Annotated in this window: 17 protein-coding genes; 14 read left to right on the forward strand and 3 right to left on the reverse strand. The window is 68.8% G+C overall.

The genetic code is table 11. From position 1 onward, the window contains the following. The first annotated feature begins 5 nt into the window (after positions 1 to 5). Both BHQ18_RS03495 and BHQ18_RS03500 read left to right on the forward strand, forming a co-directional pair. Positions 6 to 1,634, forward strand: a complete 1,629-nt coding sequence (locus BHQ18_RS03495; protein WP_069412177.1) for an ABC-F family ATP-binding cassette domain-containing protein — start codon at positions 6 to 8, stop codon at positions 1,632 to 1,634. Between the two features lie 120 nt (positions 1,635 to 1,754). Next, positions 1,755 to 1,946 carry a helix-turn-helix domain-containing protein gene (locus tag BHQ18_RS03500; RefSeq protein ID WP_069412361.1) on the forward strand — a complete coding sequence of 64 codons (192 nt, stop codon included), beginning with the start codon at positions 1,755 to 1,757 and terminating at the stop codon, positions 1,944 to 1,946. Here BHQ18_RS03500 and BHQ18_RS03505 read toward each other — a convergent pair. Together BHQ18_RS03505 and BHQ18_RS03510 are read right to left on the reverse strand one after the other, a co-directional pair. After that, entirely contained in the window at positions 1,943 to 2,512 is a 570-nt protein-coding gene (locus BHQ18_RS03505) for a TetR/AcrR family transcriptional regulator (RefSeq protein WP_069412178.1), read from the reverse strand. The two genes, BHQ18_RS03500 and BHQ18_RS03505, sit on opposite strands and share 4 nt — an antisense overlap. Positions 2,513 to 2,527: 15 nt before the next feature. Next, the gene (locus tag BHQ18_RS03510) at positions 2,528 to 5,362 is read right to left on the reverse strand and encodes an aconitate hydratase (RefSeq protein WP_069412179.1); all 2,835 of its coding nucleotides are present in this window, start codon (positions 5,360 to 5,362) and stop codon (positions 2,528 to 2,530) included. A gap of 160 nt (positions 5,363 to 5,522) precedes the next feature. Between BHQ18_RS03510 and BHQ18_RS03515 the strand changes: the two genes are divergently transcribed. From BHQ18_RS03515 to BHQ18_RS03560, 10 genes are all read left to right on the forward strand, one after another. Next, on the forward strand, positions 5,523 to 6,086 hold the full coding sequence (locus BHQ18_RS03515; RefSeq protein ID WP_069412362.1) for an Rv1476 family membrane protein: 564 nt from the start codon (positions 5,523 to 5,525) through the stop codon (positions 6,084 to 6,086). 247 nt (positions 6,087 to 6,333) lie between these two features. Continuing rightward, entirely contained in the window at positions 6,334 to 7,758 is a 1,425-nt protein-coding gene (ripA, locus tag BHQ18_RS03520; protein ID WP_069412180.1) for an NlpC/P60 family peptidoglycan endopeptidase RipA, read from the forward strand. A 60-nt stretch (positions 7,759 to 7,818) separates the two neighbouring features. Next, positions 7,819 to 8,490 carry an NlpC/P60 family peptidoglycan endopeptidase RipB gene (gene ripB, locus BHQ18_RS03525; RefSeq protein ID WP_069412181.1) on the forward strand — a complete coding sequence of 224 codons (672 nt, stop codon included), beginning with the start codon at positions 7,819 to 7,821 and terminating at the stop codon, positions 8,488 to 8,490. Positions 8,491 to 8,655: 165 nt separating this feature from the next. After that, on the forward strand, positions 8,656 to 9,816 hold the full coding sequence (gene moxR1 / locus BHQ18_RS03530) for a chaperone MoxR1 (protein WP_069412363.1): 1,161 nt from the start codon (positions 8,656 to 8,658) through the stop codon (positions 9,814 to 9,816). Further along, a complete protein-coding gene (locus BHQ18_RS03535; RefSeq protein ID WP_069412182.1) occupies positions 9,813 to 10,769 on the forward strand; it encodes a DUF58 domain-containing protein in 957 nt (318 codons plus the stop codon). Before moxR1 ends, BHQ18_RS03535 begins: the two co-directional genes overlap by 4 nt. Before the next feature lie 32 nt (positions 10,770 to 10,801). Continuing rightward, complete coding sequence (locus tag BHQ18_RS03540; RefSeq protein WP_069412183.1) at positions 10,802 to 11,809, forward strand: VWA domain-containing protein; 1,008 nt, start codon at positions 10,802 to 10,804, stop codon at positions 11,807 to 11,809. Positions 11,810 to 11,819: 10 nt separating this feature from the next. After that, the gene (locus BHQ18_RS03545; RefSeq protein WP_069412184.1) at positions 11,820 to 12,830 is read left to right on the forward strand and encodes a VWA domain-containing protein; all 1,011 of its coding nucleotides are present in this window, start codon (positions 11,820 to 11,822) and stop codon (positions 12,828 to 12,830) included. A gap of 57 nt (positions 12,831 to 12,887) precedes the next feature. Then, positions 12,888 to 13,652 carry a 3-oxoacyl-ACP reductase FabG1 gene (gene fabG1, locus BHQ18_RS03550; protein WP_069412185.1) on the forward strand — a complete coding sequence of 255 codons (765 nt, stop codon included), beginning with the start codon at positions 12,888 to 12,890 and terminating at the stop codon, positions 13,650 to 13,652. A gap of 30 nt (positions 13,653 to 13,682) precedes the next feature. Next, positions 13,683 to 14,492, forward strand: a complete 810-nt coding sequence (inhA, locus tag BHQ18_RS03555; protein ID WP_069412186.1) for an NADH-dependent enoyl-ACP reductase InhA — start codon at positions 13,683 to 13,685, stop codon at positions 14,490 to 14,492. Further along, positions 14,493 to 15,494, forward strand: coding sequence for a ferrochelatase (locus BHQ18_RS03560; RefSeq protein WP_069412187.1), 1,002 nt, complete (start codon positions 14,493 to 14,495; stop codon positions 15,492 to 15,494). It begins immediately after the preceding gene. Here the strand turns inward: BHQ18_RS03560 and BHQ18_RS03565 are convergent. Next, positions 15,491 to 16,342, reverse strand: a complete 852-nt coding sequence (locus BHQ18_RS03565; RefSeq protein WP_069412188.1) for an Rv1486c family protein — start codon at positions 16,340 to 16,342, stop codon at positions 15,491 to 15,493. The two genes, BHQ18_RS03560 and BHQ18_RS03565, sit on opposite strands and share 4 nt — an antisense overlap. Positions 16,343 to 16,402: 60 nt before the next feature. On the opposite strand from BHQ18_RS03565, the gene BHQ18_RS03570 reads away from it, so the two are divergent. Together BHQ18_RS03570 and BHQ18_RS03575 are read left to right on the forward strand one after the other, a co-directional pair. Beyond that, a complete protein-coding gene (locus BHQ18_RS03570; protein WP_069412189.1) occupies positions 16,403 to 16,834 on the forward strand; it encodes an NfeD family protein in 432 nt (143 codons plus the stop codon). Between the two features lie 29 nt (positions 16,835 to 16,863). After that, positions 16,864 to 18,054, forward strand: coding sequence for an SPFH domain-containing protein (locus tag BHQ18_RS03575; RefSeq protein WP_069412190.1), 1,191 nt, complete (start codon positions 16,864 to 16,866; stop codon positions 18,052 to 18,054). Positions 18,055 to 18,130 lie beyond the last annotated feature (76 nt).

Consider the following 18,130-nt stretch of genomic DNA (forward strand, 5'->3'; position numbering starts at 1 on the left):
CCAGCGTGATCACCGCAACGGACCTCGAGGTCCGCGCCGGGGCGCGCACGTTGCTGTCCACCGACGGAACCGCGCTGCGCGTGCAGCCCGGCGACCGGATCGGGCTGGTCGGACGCAACGGCGCGGGGAAGACCACCACGATGCGGATCCTCGCCGGCGAGGGGGAGCCGTACGCGGGCACCATCCTGCGCAACGGCGAGATCGGTTACCTGCCACAGGATCCCCGCGAAGGCGACCTCGACGTCCTGGCCCGCGACCGGGTGCTCTCGGCGCGCGGACTCGACACCCTGCTGGCCGATCTGGAAAAGCAGCAGGTGCTGATGGCCGAGGTCGCCGACGACGCCGCCAGGGACAAGGCCGTCCGCCGGTACGGTCAGCTCGAGGAACGGTTCGCCGCCCTCGGCGGGTACGCCGCCGAGAGCGAGGCGGGCCGGATCTGCGCCAGCCTGGGCCTGCCCGAGCGGGTGCTGACCCAACCGCTGCGCACGCTCTCCGGTGGTCAGCGGCGCCGGGTGGAGCTGTCGCGGATCCTGTTCGCGGCCTCCGAGAGCGGCGCCGGCTCGGACACCACGCTGCTGCTCGACGAGCCCACCAACCACCTCGACGCCGACTCCATCGGCTGGCTGCGCGACTTCCTGCAGCAGCACACCGGCGGGCTGATCATCATCAGCCACAACGTCGAGCTGCTGGCCGAGGTGGTCAACCGGGTGTGGTTCCTCGACGCCGTGCGCGGTGAGGTCGACGTCTACAACATGGGCTGGCAGAAGTATCTCGACGCCCGCGCCACCGATGAGCAGCGGCGCCGCCGCGAACGCGCCAACGCCGAGCGCAAGGCCGCCGCGCTGCGCACCCAGGCCGCCAAGATGGGCGCCAAGGCCACCAAAGCCGTTGCCGCACAGAACATGCTGCGGCGCGCCGACCGGATGATGGCCGCGCTGGACGAGGAGCGGGTGGCCGACAAGGTGGCCCGCATCAAGTTCCCCAACCCGGCGCCGTGCGGGCGGACCCCGCTGGTGGTCAAGGGGCTGACCAAGAACTACGGCTCGCTGGAGGTGTTCACCGGCGTCGACCTCGCGATCGACCGCGGGTCGCGCGTCGTCGTGCTCGGGCTCAACGGTGCCGGAAAGACCACGCTGCTGCGTCTGCTGGCAGGCGTCGAGACACCGGACGCGGGCGGGATCGAACCCGGACACGGGCTGCGGATCGGTTACTTCGCCCAGGAACACGACACGCTCGACGACGCGGCGACGGTCTGGGAGAACATCCGGCACGCCGCCCCCGACACCGGTGAGCAGGACCTACGAGGCCTGTTGGGCGCGTTCATGTTCAGCGGACCGCAGCTCGAGCAACCGGCCGGCACGCTGTCCGGCGGGGAGAAGACCCGCCTGGCGCTGGCCGGACTCGTCGCGTCGACGGCCAACGTGCTGCTCCTCGACGAGCCCACCAACAACCTCGACCCGGCGTCGCGCGAACAGGTGCTCGACGCGTTGCGCAGCTACCTCGGCGCCGTGGTGCTGGTGACGCACGACCCCGGCGCCGCCGAGGCGCTGGAACCTCAGCGCGTCGTGCTGCTGCCCGACGGCACCGAAGACTTCTGGTCCGAGGACTACGCGGAGCTGATCGAACTCGCCTGACATCGGCCGGGTCGCGTCGGGTGCATCCAAATCGCGAACGCTTTCGTCAATTTCGGCTACCGGGGTGTAGTCGCTTCCTACCCTGGGTAACCGTCGGGGCATCTACTTGGGGAGGTGCTGATGAAGAAACTGGACAAATCGCGCGACGAGCTGCTCAACGAGTTGCGCAGCGCGTACGAGGGCGGCGCGAGTATTCGGACGCTGGTCGCATCGACCGGACGCTCCTACGGTTCGATTCACAGCATGTTGCGCGAATCGGGGACCACGATGCGAAGCCGCGGCGGCCCCAACCACCGCCGCAGGCACCGTTAAGCGCGGGGCTGCCGGACCGAGTCCTCGACGAGGTCCAGTACCGCACTGAGCTTTTCGGGATCGTCGCCGGAGGCCAAGCGGGCCACCAGGCCGTCGAGGATGAGATCGAGATAGGTCTGCAGCACGGCTCCGGGAACGTCCTCCCGGAGCCGTCCCGCCTGCTTCTGCATCCGTAACCGCGCCTCGGTGGCCGCCGACAACTCCGCCGAGCGCTCCAGCCAGCCACGTTGGAACTCGGGATCGTTGCGCAGTTTGCGCGCGATCTCGAGCCTGGTGGCCAACCAGTCGAACTGATCCGGCGCGGCCAGCATGTCGCGCATCACCTGAACCAGACCTTCGCGCTCGGCCACATCGGCCATCCGCTCGGCGTCCTCGCGGGCGAGTTCGAAGAACAGGGTGTCCTTGTCGCGGAAGTGGTGGAAGATGGCGCCGCGCGACAACCCGATCGTCTGTTCGAGCCGCCGCACGGTCGCCTTGTCGTAGCCGTATTCCGCGAAACACCGGCGGGCACCGTCGAGAATCTGCCGACGGCGCGCCGCCAGGTGGTCGTCGGTGACCCGGGGCAACGAAGTCCCTTCCCGTTACTGCGTTTTGAGCATGTTGCGCAGCACGTACTGCAGGATTCCGCCGTTGCGGTAGTAGTCGGCCTCGCCGGGGGTGTCGATGCGCACCACCGCGTCGAACTCGACCTTCGAGCCGTCATCCTTGGACGCGGTGACCTTCACCGTCTTCGGGGTCCTGCCCTCGTTGAGCTCCTCGATGCCGGTGATGTCGAAGGTCTCGGTGCCGTCGAGACCCAGCGACTCCGCCGACTCACCCTGCGGGAACTGCAGCGGGATCACGCCCATACCGATCAGGTTGGACCGGTGGATGCGCTCGAACGACTCGGTGATGACCGCGCGCACCCCCAGCAGGCTGGTGCCCTTGGCCGCCCAGTCCCGAGACGAACCCGAGCCGTACTCCTTGCCGCCCAGCACGACCAGCGGAATGTCCTGCGCGGCATAGTTTTGCGCGGCGTCGTAGATGAACGCCTGCTCCCCGTCCTTGGTGAAGTCGCGGGTGTAGCCGCCGGACACGTCGTCGAGCAGCAGGTTGCGCAACCGGATGTTGGCGAACGTGCCGCGGATCATCACCTCGTGGTTGCCGCGCCGCGAGCCGAACGAGTTGTAGTTCGCGCGCTCGACGCCGTTGGACTCCAGGTACTCGGCGGCCGGTGTGCCGGGCTTGATCGCGCCTGCGGGGGAGATGTGGTCGGTGGTCACCGAATCGCCCAGCAGCGCCAGCACTCTGGCGCCCTTGATGTTGGTGACCGGCTCCGGTTCGGCCGACATGCCGTCGAAGTACGGTGGCTTGCGCACGTACGTCGAGTCCTCGGCCCATTCGAAGGTGTTGCCCTCCGGGGTCGGCAGGTTGCGCCAGCGCTCATCGCCCTTGAAGACGTCGGCGTAGTTCTTGGTGAACATCTCCTGGCTGATCGCGTTGGCGATCGTGTCGTTGATGTCGGACTGCGACGGCCAGATGTCGCGCAGGTAGACGTCGTTACCGTCGGTGTCCTGGCCGAGCGGGGTGGTGTCGAAGTCGAAGTCCATCGTGCCGGCCAGCGCGTAGGAGATCACCAGCGGCGGGGACGCCAGGTAATTCATCTTGGTGTCCGGGTTGATCCGGCCCTCGAAGTTGCGGTTGCCTGACAGCACCGCCGCCACCGCGAGGTCGTTGTCGTTGACCGCCTTGCTGATCTCCTCGGGCAGCGGGCCGCTGTTGCCGATGCACGTCGTGCAGCCGTAGCCGACCAGGAAGAAGCCCAGCTTCTCCAGATACGGCCACAGCCCGGCCTTTTCGTAGTAGTCGGTCACCACCTGCGAGCCCGGCGCCATCGTGGTCTTCACCCACGGCTTGGTGGTCAGGCCCTTCTCGACCGCGTTCTTGGCCAGCAGCGCCGCGCCGAGCATCACCTCGGGGTTGGAGGTGTTCGTGCACGACGTGATCGCCGCGATCACCACCGCGCCGTGGTCGAGCACGAACTCGCCGAGCTCGTCGGACTTCACGGTCACCGGCTTGCTCGGCCTGCCGTCGGGCTCGACCGCCGCGGAGGCGATGTGCGCCGGCGGCTTCTTGTTGTTGAGGAACGACGTGTTGCGCACCGGATCGCTGGCCGGGAACGTCTCGTCGATCGCCTCGTCAAGTTGGGAGTACTCACCGTTGAACTCGCCGTCTTCGACGTAGTCGGTGATGTCGCGGCGGAACGCCGACTTGGCCTCGTTGAGCGCGATGCGGTCCTGCGGGCGCTTCGGCCCGGCGATCGACGGAACGACGTCGGACAGGTCCAGCTCGATGTACTCGGAGAACTTCGGCTCCCGCTGCGGGTCGTGCCAGATGCCCTGTTCCTTGGCGTAGGCCTCGACCAGCGCCAGTTGTTCCTCGCTGCGCCCGGTGAAGCGCAGGTAGCTGATGGTCTCCTCGTCGATCGGGAAGATCGCCGCGGTGGAACCGAACTCGGGGCTCATGTTGCCCAGCGTGGCCCGGTTGGCCAGCGGCACCTCCGCCACGCCGTCGCCGTAGAACTCGACGAACTTGCCGACCACACCGTGCTGGCGCAGCATCTCGGTGACCGTGAGCACGACGTCGGTGGCCGTCACGCCCGGCTGCCGTTCACCGGTGAGCTTGAACCCGACGACGCGGGGGATGAGCATCGACACGGGCTGCCCCAGCATCGCGGCCTCGGCCTCGATGCCGCCGACGCCCCAGCCCAGTACGCCCAGGCCGTTGACCATCGTGGTGTGGCTGTCGGTGCCCACACAGGTGTCCGGGTAGGCAATCCCGTCACGGTCCATCACGACTGACGCCAGGTACTCGATGTTGACCTGGTGGACGATGCCGGTGCCCGGGGGTACCACCTTGAAGTCGTCGAAGGCGCCCTGCCCCCACCGCAGGAACTGGTAGCGCTCGCCGTTGCGTTCGTACTCGATCTCGACGTTGCGCTCGAAGGCGTTGGCGGTGCCGAACAGGTCGGCGATCACCGAGTGGTCGATCACCAGGTCGGCCGGGGCCAGCGGATTGACCTTCTCGGGGTCACCGCCGAGGTCGGCGATCGCCTCGCGCATGGTGGCCAGGTCGACAATGCACGGCACGCCGGTGAAGTCCTGCATCACCACGCGCGCGGGGGTGAACTGGATCTCCACGCTCGGGTCGGCCTCGGGATCCCAGTTCGCGATGGCCTCGATGTGGTCCCTGGTGATGTTCGCGCCGTCCTCGTTGCGCAGCAGGTTCTCGGCGAGGACCTTCAGGCTGTAGGGCAGCTTGTCGGTACCCGGCACCGCGTCGAGGCGGTAGATCTCGTAGCTCTTGTCTCCGACCTTGAGGGTGTCGCGGGCGCCAAAAGAATTGGGGGAAGTATTTTCCGTATTACCTTTGCTCACATCAACTCCCGGCTAGTTCTCGCAGCCGACGGGCTGTGACGGCCACGCTCCAACTCTAACAGTACGCTTGTCCTGCATAACAGTCAGGGTCGGGTTTCCAGTCTGGCCTCACCTGCGCGTGCTGTCACCGGGTTGGGTACCCATCACGTACGGTTTCCCTGTGATCGGACCGCATGTCATTCCGCTCCTGCCGGCCTACATCCCGCCCGATGTGTGCGGGCCGGTCGGCCAGGACCCGGCGACCACCCCGGTCGACACGTGCATGAACCTGGTGATCGACGACGTCCGCGACGACGGTGTCAGCGCCGCACCCGCGCCCGAGAACGAGGGGCTGACCGACGTCGTCGCCGAGGCCCAGCAAAAGGGCGTCGACCTCAAGATCGTGGTCGTCGACCGCAACCCGCCGATCGACACACCGCTGCGCGATATCGCCACCGAGGTCGGTGAGGCGTTCCCCAGTTCCACCGTGCTGGTGCTCAGTCCGACCGAGTCGGGCACGTTCAGCACCACCTATGACCGGATGACCTTGGAGGCCGGTCAGGACGTCGCCGAGGGTCGGGGTCCGGTGCAGGGTTCGAAGAACTTCCTGAGCGAACTCACGGCATCGCATTTCCCCTGGACGGCATTCACCATATTGGTCGTTCTGGGGGTGGTCGCGGCCGTTATCGGAACGCGACTTCTGCAGGTTCGCGCCCGCCGATCCGTCACCGCGGAACAGCGCTAAACCCGCACCGCGACAACAGCTTTCGCCCATGTGCGCGGGCGCCCCGCAGAGCCCGAAATAACGGTCGGATAACGCTCTTTTCAATTACAAACTTGTAATTCGTGACTTAAGTTTCTTTGGCGTCAGATGTGACGTACGGTGCAGTCGGTAACTGTGTTGTGGATGTGCATTGTGTGACAACTGTGCACAGTTACCCCGACGAATGTGTCCGCACGTTCGCAGAAGAGCCATAGGAGAACTGAGTCGGATGAGACGCACCCCTGGCCCATCCGTTACGCGGCCGCGCGGACGGTTCTGCGCGGCTCTGCTCGCCCTCGCCGTCGTGTTCGCCACCCCCGGCCTGGCGGTCGCCCAGCCGGGCAGCCCGGACGGCATCGCCGAACTCGTCGCGGCCGTGGCGAACGCCGACCAGAAGCTGCAGGACCTCGGCGCCCAGATTCAGCAGCAGCAGGAAAGCGTCAACAAGGCGATCCTCGACGTGCAGACCGCCCGCGACAACGCCGCGGCCGCCCAGCGCGAGGTCGACGCCAGCAGGCAGCGGGTGGCCGACGCCAACATCGCGATCGAACAGGCGCAGAAGCGGTTCGATTCGTTCGCCGCCGCCACCTACATCAACGGTCCGTCGGACTCCTATCTCACCGCGGCCGATCCGGCCGACATCATCAGCACCGCAGCGGCCGGGCAGACGCTGTCGCTGAGCTCGCAGAAGGTGATCGCCGACCTTCAGCGGGCGCGCACCGAGCAGGTCAACCGCGACTCCGCGGCGCGGCTGGCCAAGGAGAACGCCGACAAGGCGGTCACCGACGCCGAGGCCAGCCAGCAGTCGGCGGTCTCGGCGCTGACCGCCGCGCAGGACACCTTCCGCACGCAGCAGGCCGAACTCGACAAGCTGACCGCCGAGCGCTCGGCCGCCCAGGCCCGGCTGGCGGCAGCGCGCGCGTCGTCGGCACCGGCCGCGGCGCCGGCCGCCGCACCAGCACAGCCGGCGGCCAACCCGGCCAAGCCGGGAGACCCGAACTGGGACCGCTCGCCGCAGAGGCCCGACCCGGCCACCGGCAACTGGGCCACCCCGTGGGACCCGACGCTGCCTGCCATCCCGAGCGCGTTCGTCAGCGGCGACCCCATCGCGATCATCAACGCGATCCTCGGCATCGCGTCGACGTCGGCGCAGGTCACCCAGGAGCTGGGACGCAGCTTCCTGCAGAAGCTGGGCCTGCTGCCCACCCCGACCGGCTACACGAACAGCGGCGGCATTCCCCGCGTCTACGGCAGGCAGGCCACCGAGTACGTGATCAAGCGTGCGATGTCGCAGATGGGCGTGCCCTACTCGTGGGGCGGCGGCAACGCGGCCGGACCCAGCCGCGGCATCGACTCCGGCGCCGGGACCGTCGGCTTCGACTGCTCGGGCCTGATGCTCTACGCGTTCGCCGGCGTCGGCATCAAGCTCGACCACTACTCCGGTTCGCAGTACAACGCCGGGCGCAAGATCCCGACGTCCCAGATGCGCCGCGGCGACATGCTGTTCTGGGGTCCCAACGCCAGCCAGCACGTGGCGCTCTACCTCGGCGACGGCCAGATGCTCGAAGCGCCCTACACCGGATCGGTGGTCAAGGTGTCGCCGGTCCGCACCAGCGGCATGACCCCCTACGCGACACGTCTCATCGAATGGTGACCGGACGATAGGAAAACCTTGCAGTTCAAGCGCTTCCGCTTTCACCGTCGTACCACGCGGATGCTCGCCGCCGCCGCGCTGGCGGTGGGCCTCGCGGTCGGTCTGGCCAACCCGGGCGCCGCGGCGCCCGAAGACGGCCAGTGGGATCCGACGCTGCCGAAGCTGATCAGCGCCGGCGCCCCGGGGGATCCGCTGGCCATCGCGAACGCCTCGTTGGCCGCCACCGCCCAGGCCACCGAGGTCACGATGAACCTCGGCCGCAAGTTCCTGTCCACCCTCGGGTTCGGACCCGCACCCGAGGCCGGCGTCGCCCCCGGGCGGGTGCGCGGCCCGCAGGCCATCGAGTACGTGATCCGGCGCGGCGCCAGCCAGATGGGCGTGCCGTACTCGTGGGGCGGGGGCAAGCCCAGCGGACCCACCCGCGGCATCGACTCCGGCGCCGGAACCGTCGGCTTCGACTGCTCGGGTTTCACCCAGTTCTCGTTCGCCGGGGTCGGTGTGCTGATCCCCAAGTACTCCGGCGACCAGTACGACACCGGCCGCAAGGTGCCGCTGTCGCAGGCCAAGCGCGGCGATCTGCTGTTCTGGGGGCCGGGCGGCAGCCAGCACGTCGCGCTCTACCTCGGTGGCGGTCAGATGATCGAGGCCTCCGGCAGCGCGGGCAAGGTCACCGTCAGCCAGGTCCGGCGCGGCGGGCTGCAGCCGTACGCCGCGCGCATCATCGAATCCTGAGCGTCGGCTGAGTGCTTGCTGAGCGGCTGTTTTGAATGCGCCTCGGGGGCGTGTCGAACCACGGGCAACGTCGACGGATTCTGCGGTGCCTGGAATAGTTGACGGCGAGCGTGCGGCCCGGACCGGCCTGCGCCGCCCAAAGCACAGAACGTGGAAGGAACGTGGATGACGTCACCGAGTGGGCCGCCGCAGGGCGCTGGAGGCTATCCCGGCCAGCCGCAGCCGCAGGGTTACCAGGGTGCGCACGCCGCACCGGCCAACCCCACTCCGGCCGCGGCCGCCACCAACGGCGGGCTGCAGCAGGAGGTCCACACCCTCGAGCGGGCCGTGTTCGAGGTCAAGCGGATCATCGTCGGCCAGGACCAACTGGTCGAGCGCATGCTGGTCGGCCTGCTGGCCAAGGGCCACGTGCTGCTCGAGGGCGTGCCCGGGGTAGCCAAGACGCTGGCCGTCGAGACCTTCGCCAAGGTCGTCGGCGGCACCTTCGCGCGCATCCAGTTCACCCCTGACCTGGTGCCCACCGACATCGTCGGCACCCGCATCTACCGGGTGGGCAAGGAGGAGTTCGACATCGAACTCGGCCCGGTGGTGGTCAACTTCCTGCTCGCCGACGAGATCAACCGCGCACCCGCCAAGGTGCAGTCGGCGCTGCTCGAGGTGATGGCCGAGCGCAAGATCTCGATCGGCGGCAAGACGTTCCCGCTGCCGCAGCCGTTCCTGGTGATGGCCACGCAGAACCCGATCGAGCAGGAGGGTGTGTACGCCCTGCCCGAGGCGCAGCGCGACCGCTTCCTGTTCAAGCTGAACATCGACTACCCCACGCCGGAGGAAGAGCGCGAAATCATCTACCGGATGGGCGTCAAGCCGCCGGAGCCCAAGCAGATCCTCGGCCCCGGCGACCTGCTGCGGCTGCAGGACGTGGCGGCCAACAACTTCGTGCACCACGCGCTGGTCGACTACGTGGTGCGCATCGTCACCGCGACGCGTGAGCCGGAGAAGTTCGGGATGCCGGACGCCAAGGCGTGGATCGCCTACGGCGCCTCGCCGCGCGCGTCGCTGGGCATCATCGCCGCCTCCCGCGCGCTGGCCCTGGTGCGCGGCCGCGACTACGTCATCCCGCAGGACGTCGTCGAGGTGATCCCGGACGTGCTGCGGCACCGGCTGGTCCTCACCTACGACGCGCTGGCCGACGAGATCTCCGCCGAAACGGTGATCAACCGGATCCTGCAGACGGTGGCGCTGCCGCAGGTGAACGCCATTCCGCAGCAAGGTCATTCGGTACCGCCCGTCGTGCCCGCCGCCGCAGGCGCGGCCGGTGGTCGGTGACTACACCTTCCGGGCCGCGACGCTCCGTAGACCTACCGTCGCTCAAGCGCGGGGAGATTCGTGACCCCGCGCTGAGCGCGGCGCTGCGCAAGCTCGAGCTGACCGTGCGCCGCAAACTCGACGGTGTGCTGCACGGCGACCATCTCGGTCTGCTGCCGGGCCCCGGCTCGGAACCCGGCGAGTCGCGGCTCTACCAGCCCGGTGACGACGTGCGCCGGATGGACTGGTCGGTCACCGCCCGCACCACCCACCCGCACGTGCGGCAGATGATCGCCGACCGGGAGCTGGAGACCTGGCTGGTCATCGACATGTCGGCCAGCCTGGACTTCGGCACCACCGGGTGCGAGAAGCGCGACCTGGCGGTGGCCGCGGCGGCCGCGATCACGTTCCTCAACAGCGGCGGGGGCAACCGCATCGGCGCCATCATCGCCAACGGTGACACGGTGCGGCGGGTGCCCGCGCTGTCGGGCCGCATGCACGAGCAGGAGATGCTGCGCACGATCGCGACCATGCCGAAGGCGCCCACCGGGGTGCGCGGTGACCTGGCCGCGGCGATCGACGCGCTGCGCCGCCCCGAACGTCGGCGCGGGATGGCGGTGATCATCAGCGACTTCCTCGGCCCCATCAACTGGATGCGCCCGCTGCGGGCGATCGCCGGCCGCCACGAGGTGCTGGGCATCGAGATCCTCGATCCCCGCGACGTGGAACTGCCGCCGGTCGGGGACGTCGTCCTGCAGGACGCCGAGACCGGCGTCACCCGCGAGTTCACCATCGACGAGCAGTTGCGCGCCGACTTCGAACGCGCCGCAGGCGCGCACCGCGCGGAGGTGGCCAGGACGTTGCGGCGGTGCGATGCCCCGCTGCTGACCCTGCGCACCGACCGCGACTGGATCGCCGATGTCGTCCGCTTCGTGGCCAACCGCAGGCGCGGCGCGCTGGCGGGCCACGCCTAGCTCAACGTGATGATCGAAATGAACAGGCGCATATGACTTTGCCGCTGCTCGGACCGATGAGTCTGTCGGGATTCGACAACGCGTGGTTCTTCCTGTTCCTGCTCGCCGTGCTCGGGCTGGTCGGGCTCTACATCGTGGTGCAACTGGGCCGGCACCGCCGGATGCTGCGGTTCGCCAACATGGAGCTGCTGGAAAGCGTTGCGCCCAAACGCTCTTCACGGTGGCGACATCTGCCGGCGATCCTGACGGTGATCGCGCTGGTGTTCCTGACCGCCGCGATGGCCGGTCCGACGCACGACGTGCGGATCCCGCGGAACCGGGCCGTGGTGATGCTGGTGATGGACGTGTCGCAGTCGATGCGCGCCACCGACGTGTCGCCGAACCGGATGGCCGCCGCCCAGGAGGCCTCCAAGCAGTTCGCCGACGAGCTGACCGCGGGCATCAACCTCGGGTTGATCTCGTACGCGGGCACGGCCACCGTGCTGGTGTCACCGACGACCGGCCGCGAGGCCACCAAGGCCGCGATCGACGGGCTGCAGTTCGCCGACCGCACCGCCACCGGTGAGGGCATCTTCACTGCGCTGCAGGCGATCGCGACCGTCGGCGCGGTGATCGGCGGCGGCGACGAACCGCCGCCGGCGCGCATCGTGCTGTTCTCCGACGGCAAGGAGACCGTGCCGTCGAACCCCGACAACCCCAAGGGCGCCTACACCGCGGCGCGCACCGCCAAGGACCAGGGCGTGCCGATCTCGACGATCTCATTCGGCACCCCGTACGGGTACGTCGAGATCAACGATCAACGTCAACCGGTGCCGGTCGACGACGAGATGCTCAAGAAGATCGCCGACCTCTCCGGCGGCGAGGCGTTCACCGCGTCCAGCCTCGAACAGCTGCGACAGGTGTATGCGAACCTGCAGCAGCAGATCGGCTACGAGACCATCCGCGGCGACGCGAGCGTCGGCTGGCTGCGGCTCGGCGCGCTGGCGCTCGCCCTGGCCACCGTCGCGGCGCTGGCCATCAACCGTCGGCTGCCGAACTGAGGACGCTGACATGACCATTCCACTGCTCGGCCCGGTTTCACTGACGGGATTCACCCACCTCTGGTGGTTCCTGCTGTTCCTGATCGTGGTGGCGGCGCTGGCCGCGATGTACGTGGTGGCCCAGATCCGCAGGCGCCGCCGGCTGCAGCAGTTCGCCAACACCGAACTGCTCGACAGCGTGTCCACCACCCGGCCCAGTCGCTGGCGCCACGTTCCGGCCGCGCTGCTGGCAGTGGCGTTGCTGCTGTGCACGATCGCGCTGGCCGGCCCGACCCACGACCAACGGCTGCCGCGCAACCGCGCGGTGGTGGTGCTGGCCATCGACGTGTCGCAGTCGATGAACGCCACCGACGTGGAGCCGAACCGGCTCGCCGCCGCCCAGGAGGCATCCAAGAAATTCGTCGACGAGCTGACCCCGGGCATCAACCTCGGGGTGATCTCGTTCGCCGGTACCGCGACGGTGCTGGTGTCCCCGACGACGAACCGCGACGCGAGCCGGCGCGCCATCGAGAACCTGCAGGTGGCCGAGCGCACCGCCACCGGTGAGGCGATTCTCACCGCGCTGTCGTCGATTTCGACGGTCGGCGCGGTGATCGGCGGCGGCGACGAACCGCCGCCCGCGCACATCGTGCTGTTCTCCGACGGCAAGGAGACCGTGCCGAACAATCCGGACAATCCCAAGGGCGCGTTCACCGCTGCGCGCGCCGCCAAGGACCAGGGTGTGCCGGTCTCGACGATCTCGTTCGGCACGCCCAACGGCAGCGTCGAGGTCAACGGGGAACGGGTCCCGGTGCCCGTCGACGACGAGATGATGAAGAAGATCGCCAACCTGGCCGGGGGAGAGGCCTACACCGCCGAGAACCTCGAGGAACTCAACAAGGTGTATACGACCCTGCAGGACCAGATCGGCTACGAGACCGTCCGCGGCGAGGCCACCACCGGTTGGCTGCGGCTCGCGGCTCTGGTCGCCGCGGTCGCGGCCGCGGCGAGCCTGCTGATCAACCGCCGGCTCCCGCTGTAGCGAGCCCGGAGTAAGGCGATTTCTTAGGAATGGCGTGCAGGCGATAGGTTGGCGGGCATGACCGAGACTGCAGCACCTGAATCGGCCGGCCAAACCGGAGGCGGCCGTCCGCCGTTCGTGTCACGTTCGGTTCTGGTCACCGGCGGTAACCGGGGGATCGGGCTGGCGATCGCGCAGCGCCTGGCCGCCGACGGGCACAAGGTCGCCGTCACCCACCGCGGGTCCGGGGCGCCCGAGGGACTGTTCGGGGTGGTGTGCGACGTCACCGACAGCGACGCCGTCGACCGCGCGTTCAAAGAGGTCGAGGAGCATCAGGGTCCGGTCGAGGTGCTGGTGTCCAACGCCGGGATCTCCAAGGACGCGTTCCTGATGCGGATGACCGAGGAACGGTTCACCGAGGTGATCGACGCGAACCTCACCGGCGCGTTCCGGGTGGTGCAGCGGGCGTCGCGCAGCATGCAGCGCAAGCGTTTCGGCCGGATCATCTTCATCGGTTCGGTCTCGGGCATGTGGGGCATCGGCAACCAGGCCAACTACGCGGCGGCCAAGGCCGGTTTGATCGGGATGGCCCGCTCGATCTCGCGTGAGCTGTCCAAGGTCAACGTCACCGCCAACGTGGTGGCCCCGGGCTACATCGACACCGAGATGACCCGCGCGCTGGATGAGCGGATCCAGGCGGGCGCACTGGATTTCATCCCGGCCAAGCGCGTCGGCACCGCAGAAGAGGTGGCCGGGGCGGTCAGTTTCCTGGCATCCGAGGACGCCAGCTACATCGCCGGCGCGGTGATCCCCGTCGACGGCGGTATGGGCATGGGCCACTAGAACTTTCACCGAAAGAGAAGGACTCAGAACATGGCAGGTCTGCTCGAAGGCAAACGGATCCTGGTCACCGGGATCATCACCGACTCGTCGATCGCGTTCCACATCGCCAAGGTGGCCCAGGAGGCCGGCGCCGAACTGGTGCTCACCGGGTTCGACCGGATGAAGCTGATCCAGCGGATCGCCGACCGGTTGCCGAACCCGGCGCCGCTGCTGGAACTCGACGTGCAGAACACCGAACACCTGGACTCGCTGGCCGGCCGCATCGGCGACGCGATCGGCGAGGGCAACAAGATCGACGGTGTCGTGCACTCGATCGGCTTCATGCCGCAGTCCGGGATGGGCATCAACCCGTTCTTCGACGCCCCGTACGAGGATGTGGCCAAAGGCATTCACATCTCGGCCTACTCGTACGCCTCGCTCGCGAAGGCCACGCTGCCCATCATGAACCGCGGCGGCAGCATCGTCGGCATGGACTTCGACCCGACCCGCGCGATGCCCGCCTACAACTGGATGACCGTGGCCAAGAGCGCGCTCGAGTCGGTGAACCGGTTCGTCGCCCGTGAGGCCGGCCCGTACGGGGTGCGCTCCAATTTGGTTGCCGCCGGACCGATCCGGACGCTGGCGATGAGCGCGATCGTCGGCGGCGCCCTGGGTGCCGAGGCCGGCGAGCAGATGCGCCTGCTCGAGGAGGGCTGGGATCAGCGCGCCCCGGTCGGCTGGGACATGAAGGATCCGACGCCGGTGGCCAAGACGGTCTGCGCGCTGCTGTCGGACTGGCTGCCCGCCACCACCGGCACCGTGGTCTACGCCGACGGCGGCGCGAGCACCCAGTTGCTGTAGATGGAGTTCCCGGCGGACATCGAAGCCGTCCTGCTGCTGTCGTTCGGCGGGCCGGAGGGTCCCGACGAGGTGATGCCGTTCCTGGAGAACGTCACCCGCGGTCGGGGGATCCCGCCGGAGCGGCTGGCCGGTGTCGCCGAGCACTATCTGCACTTCGACGGTGTCTCGCCGATCAACCGCATCAACCGGGCTCTGATCGACCGGCTGCAGGGCCTGATCGACGTGCCCGTGTACTTCGGCAACCGCAACTGGCGGCCCTACGTCGAGGACACCGTGTCGGCCATGCGCGACGACGGCATCCGGCGGGCCGCGGTGTTCACCACCTCGGCGTGGGGCGGCTACTCGAGCTGCACGCAGTACGTCGAGGACATCGCGCGGGGACGGCAGGCCGCCGGAGCCGATGCGCCCCGGCTGATCAAGCTGCGCCAGTACTTCGACCACCCGGTGTTCGTGCAGATGTTCGCCGACGCGATCACCGCGGCCGCCCGCACCGTTCCCGACGGTGCCCGGCTGGTGTTCACCGCGCACTCGATCCCGCTGTCGGCCCGGTCACGTTGTGGGACCGACCTTTACGCGCGGCAGGTGGCCCACGCGGCGAAGCTGGTCGCGGCCGCCGCCGGTTACCGGGACTATGACCAGGTGTGGCAGTCGCGGTCGGGACCGCCGCAGGTGCCGTGGCTGGAACCCGATGTGGGCGATCATCTCGCGGCACTGGCGCAGTCCGGGACCGGGGCTGTGGTGGTGTGCCCGATCGGCTTCGTCGCCGATCACATCGAGGTGGTCTGGGATCTGGACGAAGAACTGCGCGTGCAGGCACAGGATCTGGGGGTGGCCTTCGCCCGGGCCGCGACACCCAACGCCGACCTTGCGAAGGTGGGCGCCGACCTGCTCGACGAGCTCCGCCAGGGCCGACCCGCCGCGCGGGTGCCCGCGGCCGATGCACCTCCGCTGCAGGGGGTTTCGGTCGACGGTGTGGTCTGCACGCCCGCCTGCGCGAGCTAGCCTCGCCAGGCCGAGTGCAGGATCGCGGTGACCGCGGCGATCCTCGCGGCCCGGACCACGGCGTCCAGTGGACGCAGTGCGTCGCTTGCCAATTGCACCTGCGTCGAACTGTGCAGTCCGCTCGGGATCAGTTCCGCGCTGACCGCAATGATCGCGTCGACGTGCGCGGCGTTCTCCAGCACCCGCAGTGCCCGGTCCGGCGCATGCTCTGGAATGCGATGGGCGCGACCGGCTTCCAGGATCTCCTCGACCAGCCCACGCGGGTCTTCGACGTCGACGTCGGCGGCCCCGGTGCGCAGCGCGCCGAGCGCTTCGGCGGCCGCCCGGACCGCCGAGCGCAGTTCGTACTCGGCTTCACCGAGGTCGATGTACGCGGCGGGGGCCACGGTGGGCAGCGAGTACACCGTCCACGACAGTCCGACCGGTTCGTGGCCGAACTCGTCGTCGACGTCGAGTTCGTCGTACTCGAAGTCCGGTACCAGGCCGATGGCGTCCGCGTCGCCGCCTGCGACGATCAGCGCCTCGCCCGCCGTGACGGCGTCGCGCTGGAACTGGGTACCGGCCGGCAGTCCGCGCACGTCGCCGGGCACCGGCAGCGCCAACTGGATCGGCGGCGACGTGCGCTGCGGGCCTGCCGCGGTGCGCAGCGTCTGCAGCAGCGACACCGCGCCCGAGTCGAGCAGATCGGGCCACGGCAGACCCGTGCGACCGGCCGCAACCGAGTCATACGCTGTTACGGAATGCTTTGGTGCCCAGAGTGATAACGCATCAAGAACATCATCGGGCGCGGCCGCGCCGGCAAGCCAGGCGTTGGCCCACACCGTCAAAGAAACACTCGGACACCACATGATGCTCGCAGTGTAGTTGTTACGCCCGCATGTGGCCGGTCACGACAGTAGGGTGGCGGTATGCCCGCTGCGCTGCTCTGGCTCATCGCCGCGCTGGCCCTCGCCGGGGCCGAAGCCCTCACCGGCGACCTGTTCCTGCTCATGCTCGGCGGCGGGGCGCTCGCCGCGGCGGGGTCGAGCCTGATCTTCGACGACCTGTGGGTGCACGGCGCGGTGTTCGCGGTGGTCTCGGTGCTACTGCTGGTGCTGGTGCGGCCCGCGCTGCGCAGGCACTTCCGGTCCGGTACGGGTCTGCCGGATCCGGCGGAGGCGCTGGAGGGCAAGACCGCGCTGGTGCTCGACCGGGTGGCCCGCCACGAAGGACAGGTCAAGCTCGACGGCGAGGTCTGGACGGCCCGGCCGCTCAACGAGAGCGACATCTACGAACCGGGCGACAACGTGACCGTCGTGCACATCGACGGCGCCACCGCCGTCGTCCAGAAGCTCGCCTAGAGACCACTGGGCGCGGTTAGGAGGAAGTCATGGAAGGTGCCGTCGCCGGCCTGATACTCGTCGGGGTGCTGGTGGTGTTCGCCGCCATCATCGTCGCGAAGTCGGTCGCGTTGATCCCGCAGGCCGAGGCCGCGGTCATCGAACGGCTGGGCCGCTACAGCAAGACGGTGTCGGGCCAGTTGACGCTGCTGCTGCCCTTCATCGACAAGATCCGCGCCCGGGTGGACCTGCGCGAGCGGGTGGTGTCGTTCCCGCCGCAGCCGGTGATCACCGAGGACAACCTGACCGTCAACATCGACACCGTCGTCTACTTCCAGGTGACCAACCCGCAGGCCGCGGTCTACCAGATCAGCAACTACATCGTCGGCGTCGAGCAGCTGACCACCACGACCCTGCGCAACGTGGTCGGCGGGATGACCCTGGAGCAGACCCTGACCTCGCGGGACTCGATCAACGGCCAGCTGCGCGGGGTGCTCGACGAGGCCACCAACCGCTGGGGACTGCGGGTGGCGCGCGTCGAGCTGCGCAGCATCGATCCGCCGCCGTCGATCCAGGACTCGATGGAGAAGCAGATGCGCGCCGACCGCGAGAAGCGCGCGATGATCCTGACCGCCGAGGGCAGCCGGGAAGCCGCGATCAAACAGGCCGAAGGCCAGAAGCAGGCGCAGATCCTGGCCGCCGAGGGCGCCAAGCAGGCCGCGATCCTGGCCGCCGAGGCCGACCGGCAGTCGCGGATGCTGCGGGCACAGGGCGAGCGGGCCGCGGCGTACCTGCAGGCCCAAGGCCAGGCCAAGGCCATCGAGAAGACGTTCGCCGCGATCAAGGCGGGCCGGCCGACCCCGGAGATGCTGGCCTACCAGTACCTGCAGACGCTGCCGCAGATGGCCAAGGGTGAAGCCAACAAGGTGTGGCTGGTGCCCAGCGACTTCGGTTCGGCGCTGCAGGGTTTCACCAAACTGCTCGGCGCGCCCGGCGAGGACGGGGTGTTCCGGTACACGCCGTCGCCGGTCGACGACACCCCGCCGCCGTCCGACGACGACGAGGTCGCCGACTGGTTCAACACCGAGACCGATCCCGAGATCGCGCGGGCGGTGGCCCGGGCCGAGGCCGAGGCGCGCGCCTCGGTCGACGGGCCGGGTTACGCGCCGCCCCAGCAGTTGAGCGGCCCTCGGGCCAACCCGCCCGCCACCTCCGACGGCGGCGGAGCGCATTCCGTCTGACCCGCTGCTGCCAATCGCCGGTCAGCCACCCCGGTGCCAGCTATCGTTGATCCAGCAAACAACGACGGCTGTCGGT

This window comes from Mycolicibacterium flavescens (assembly GCF_001722335.1).
Classification (GTDB): Bacteria; Actinomycetota; Actinomycetes; order Mycobacteriales; family Mycobacteriaceae; genus Mycobacterium; species Mycobacterium flavescens.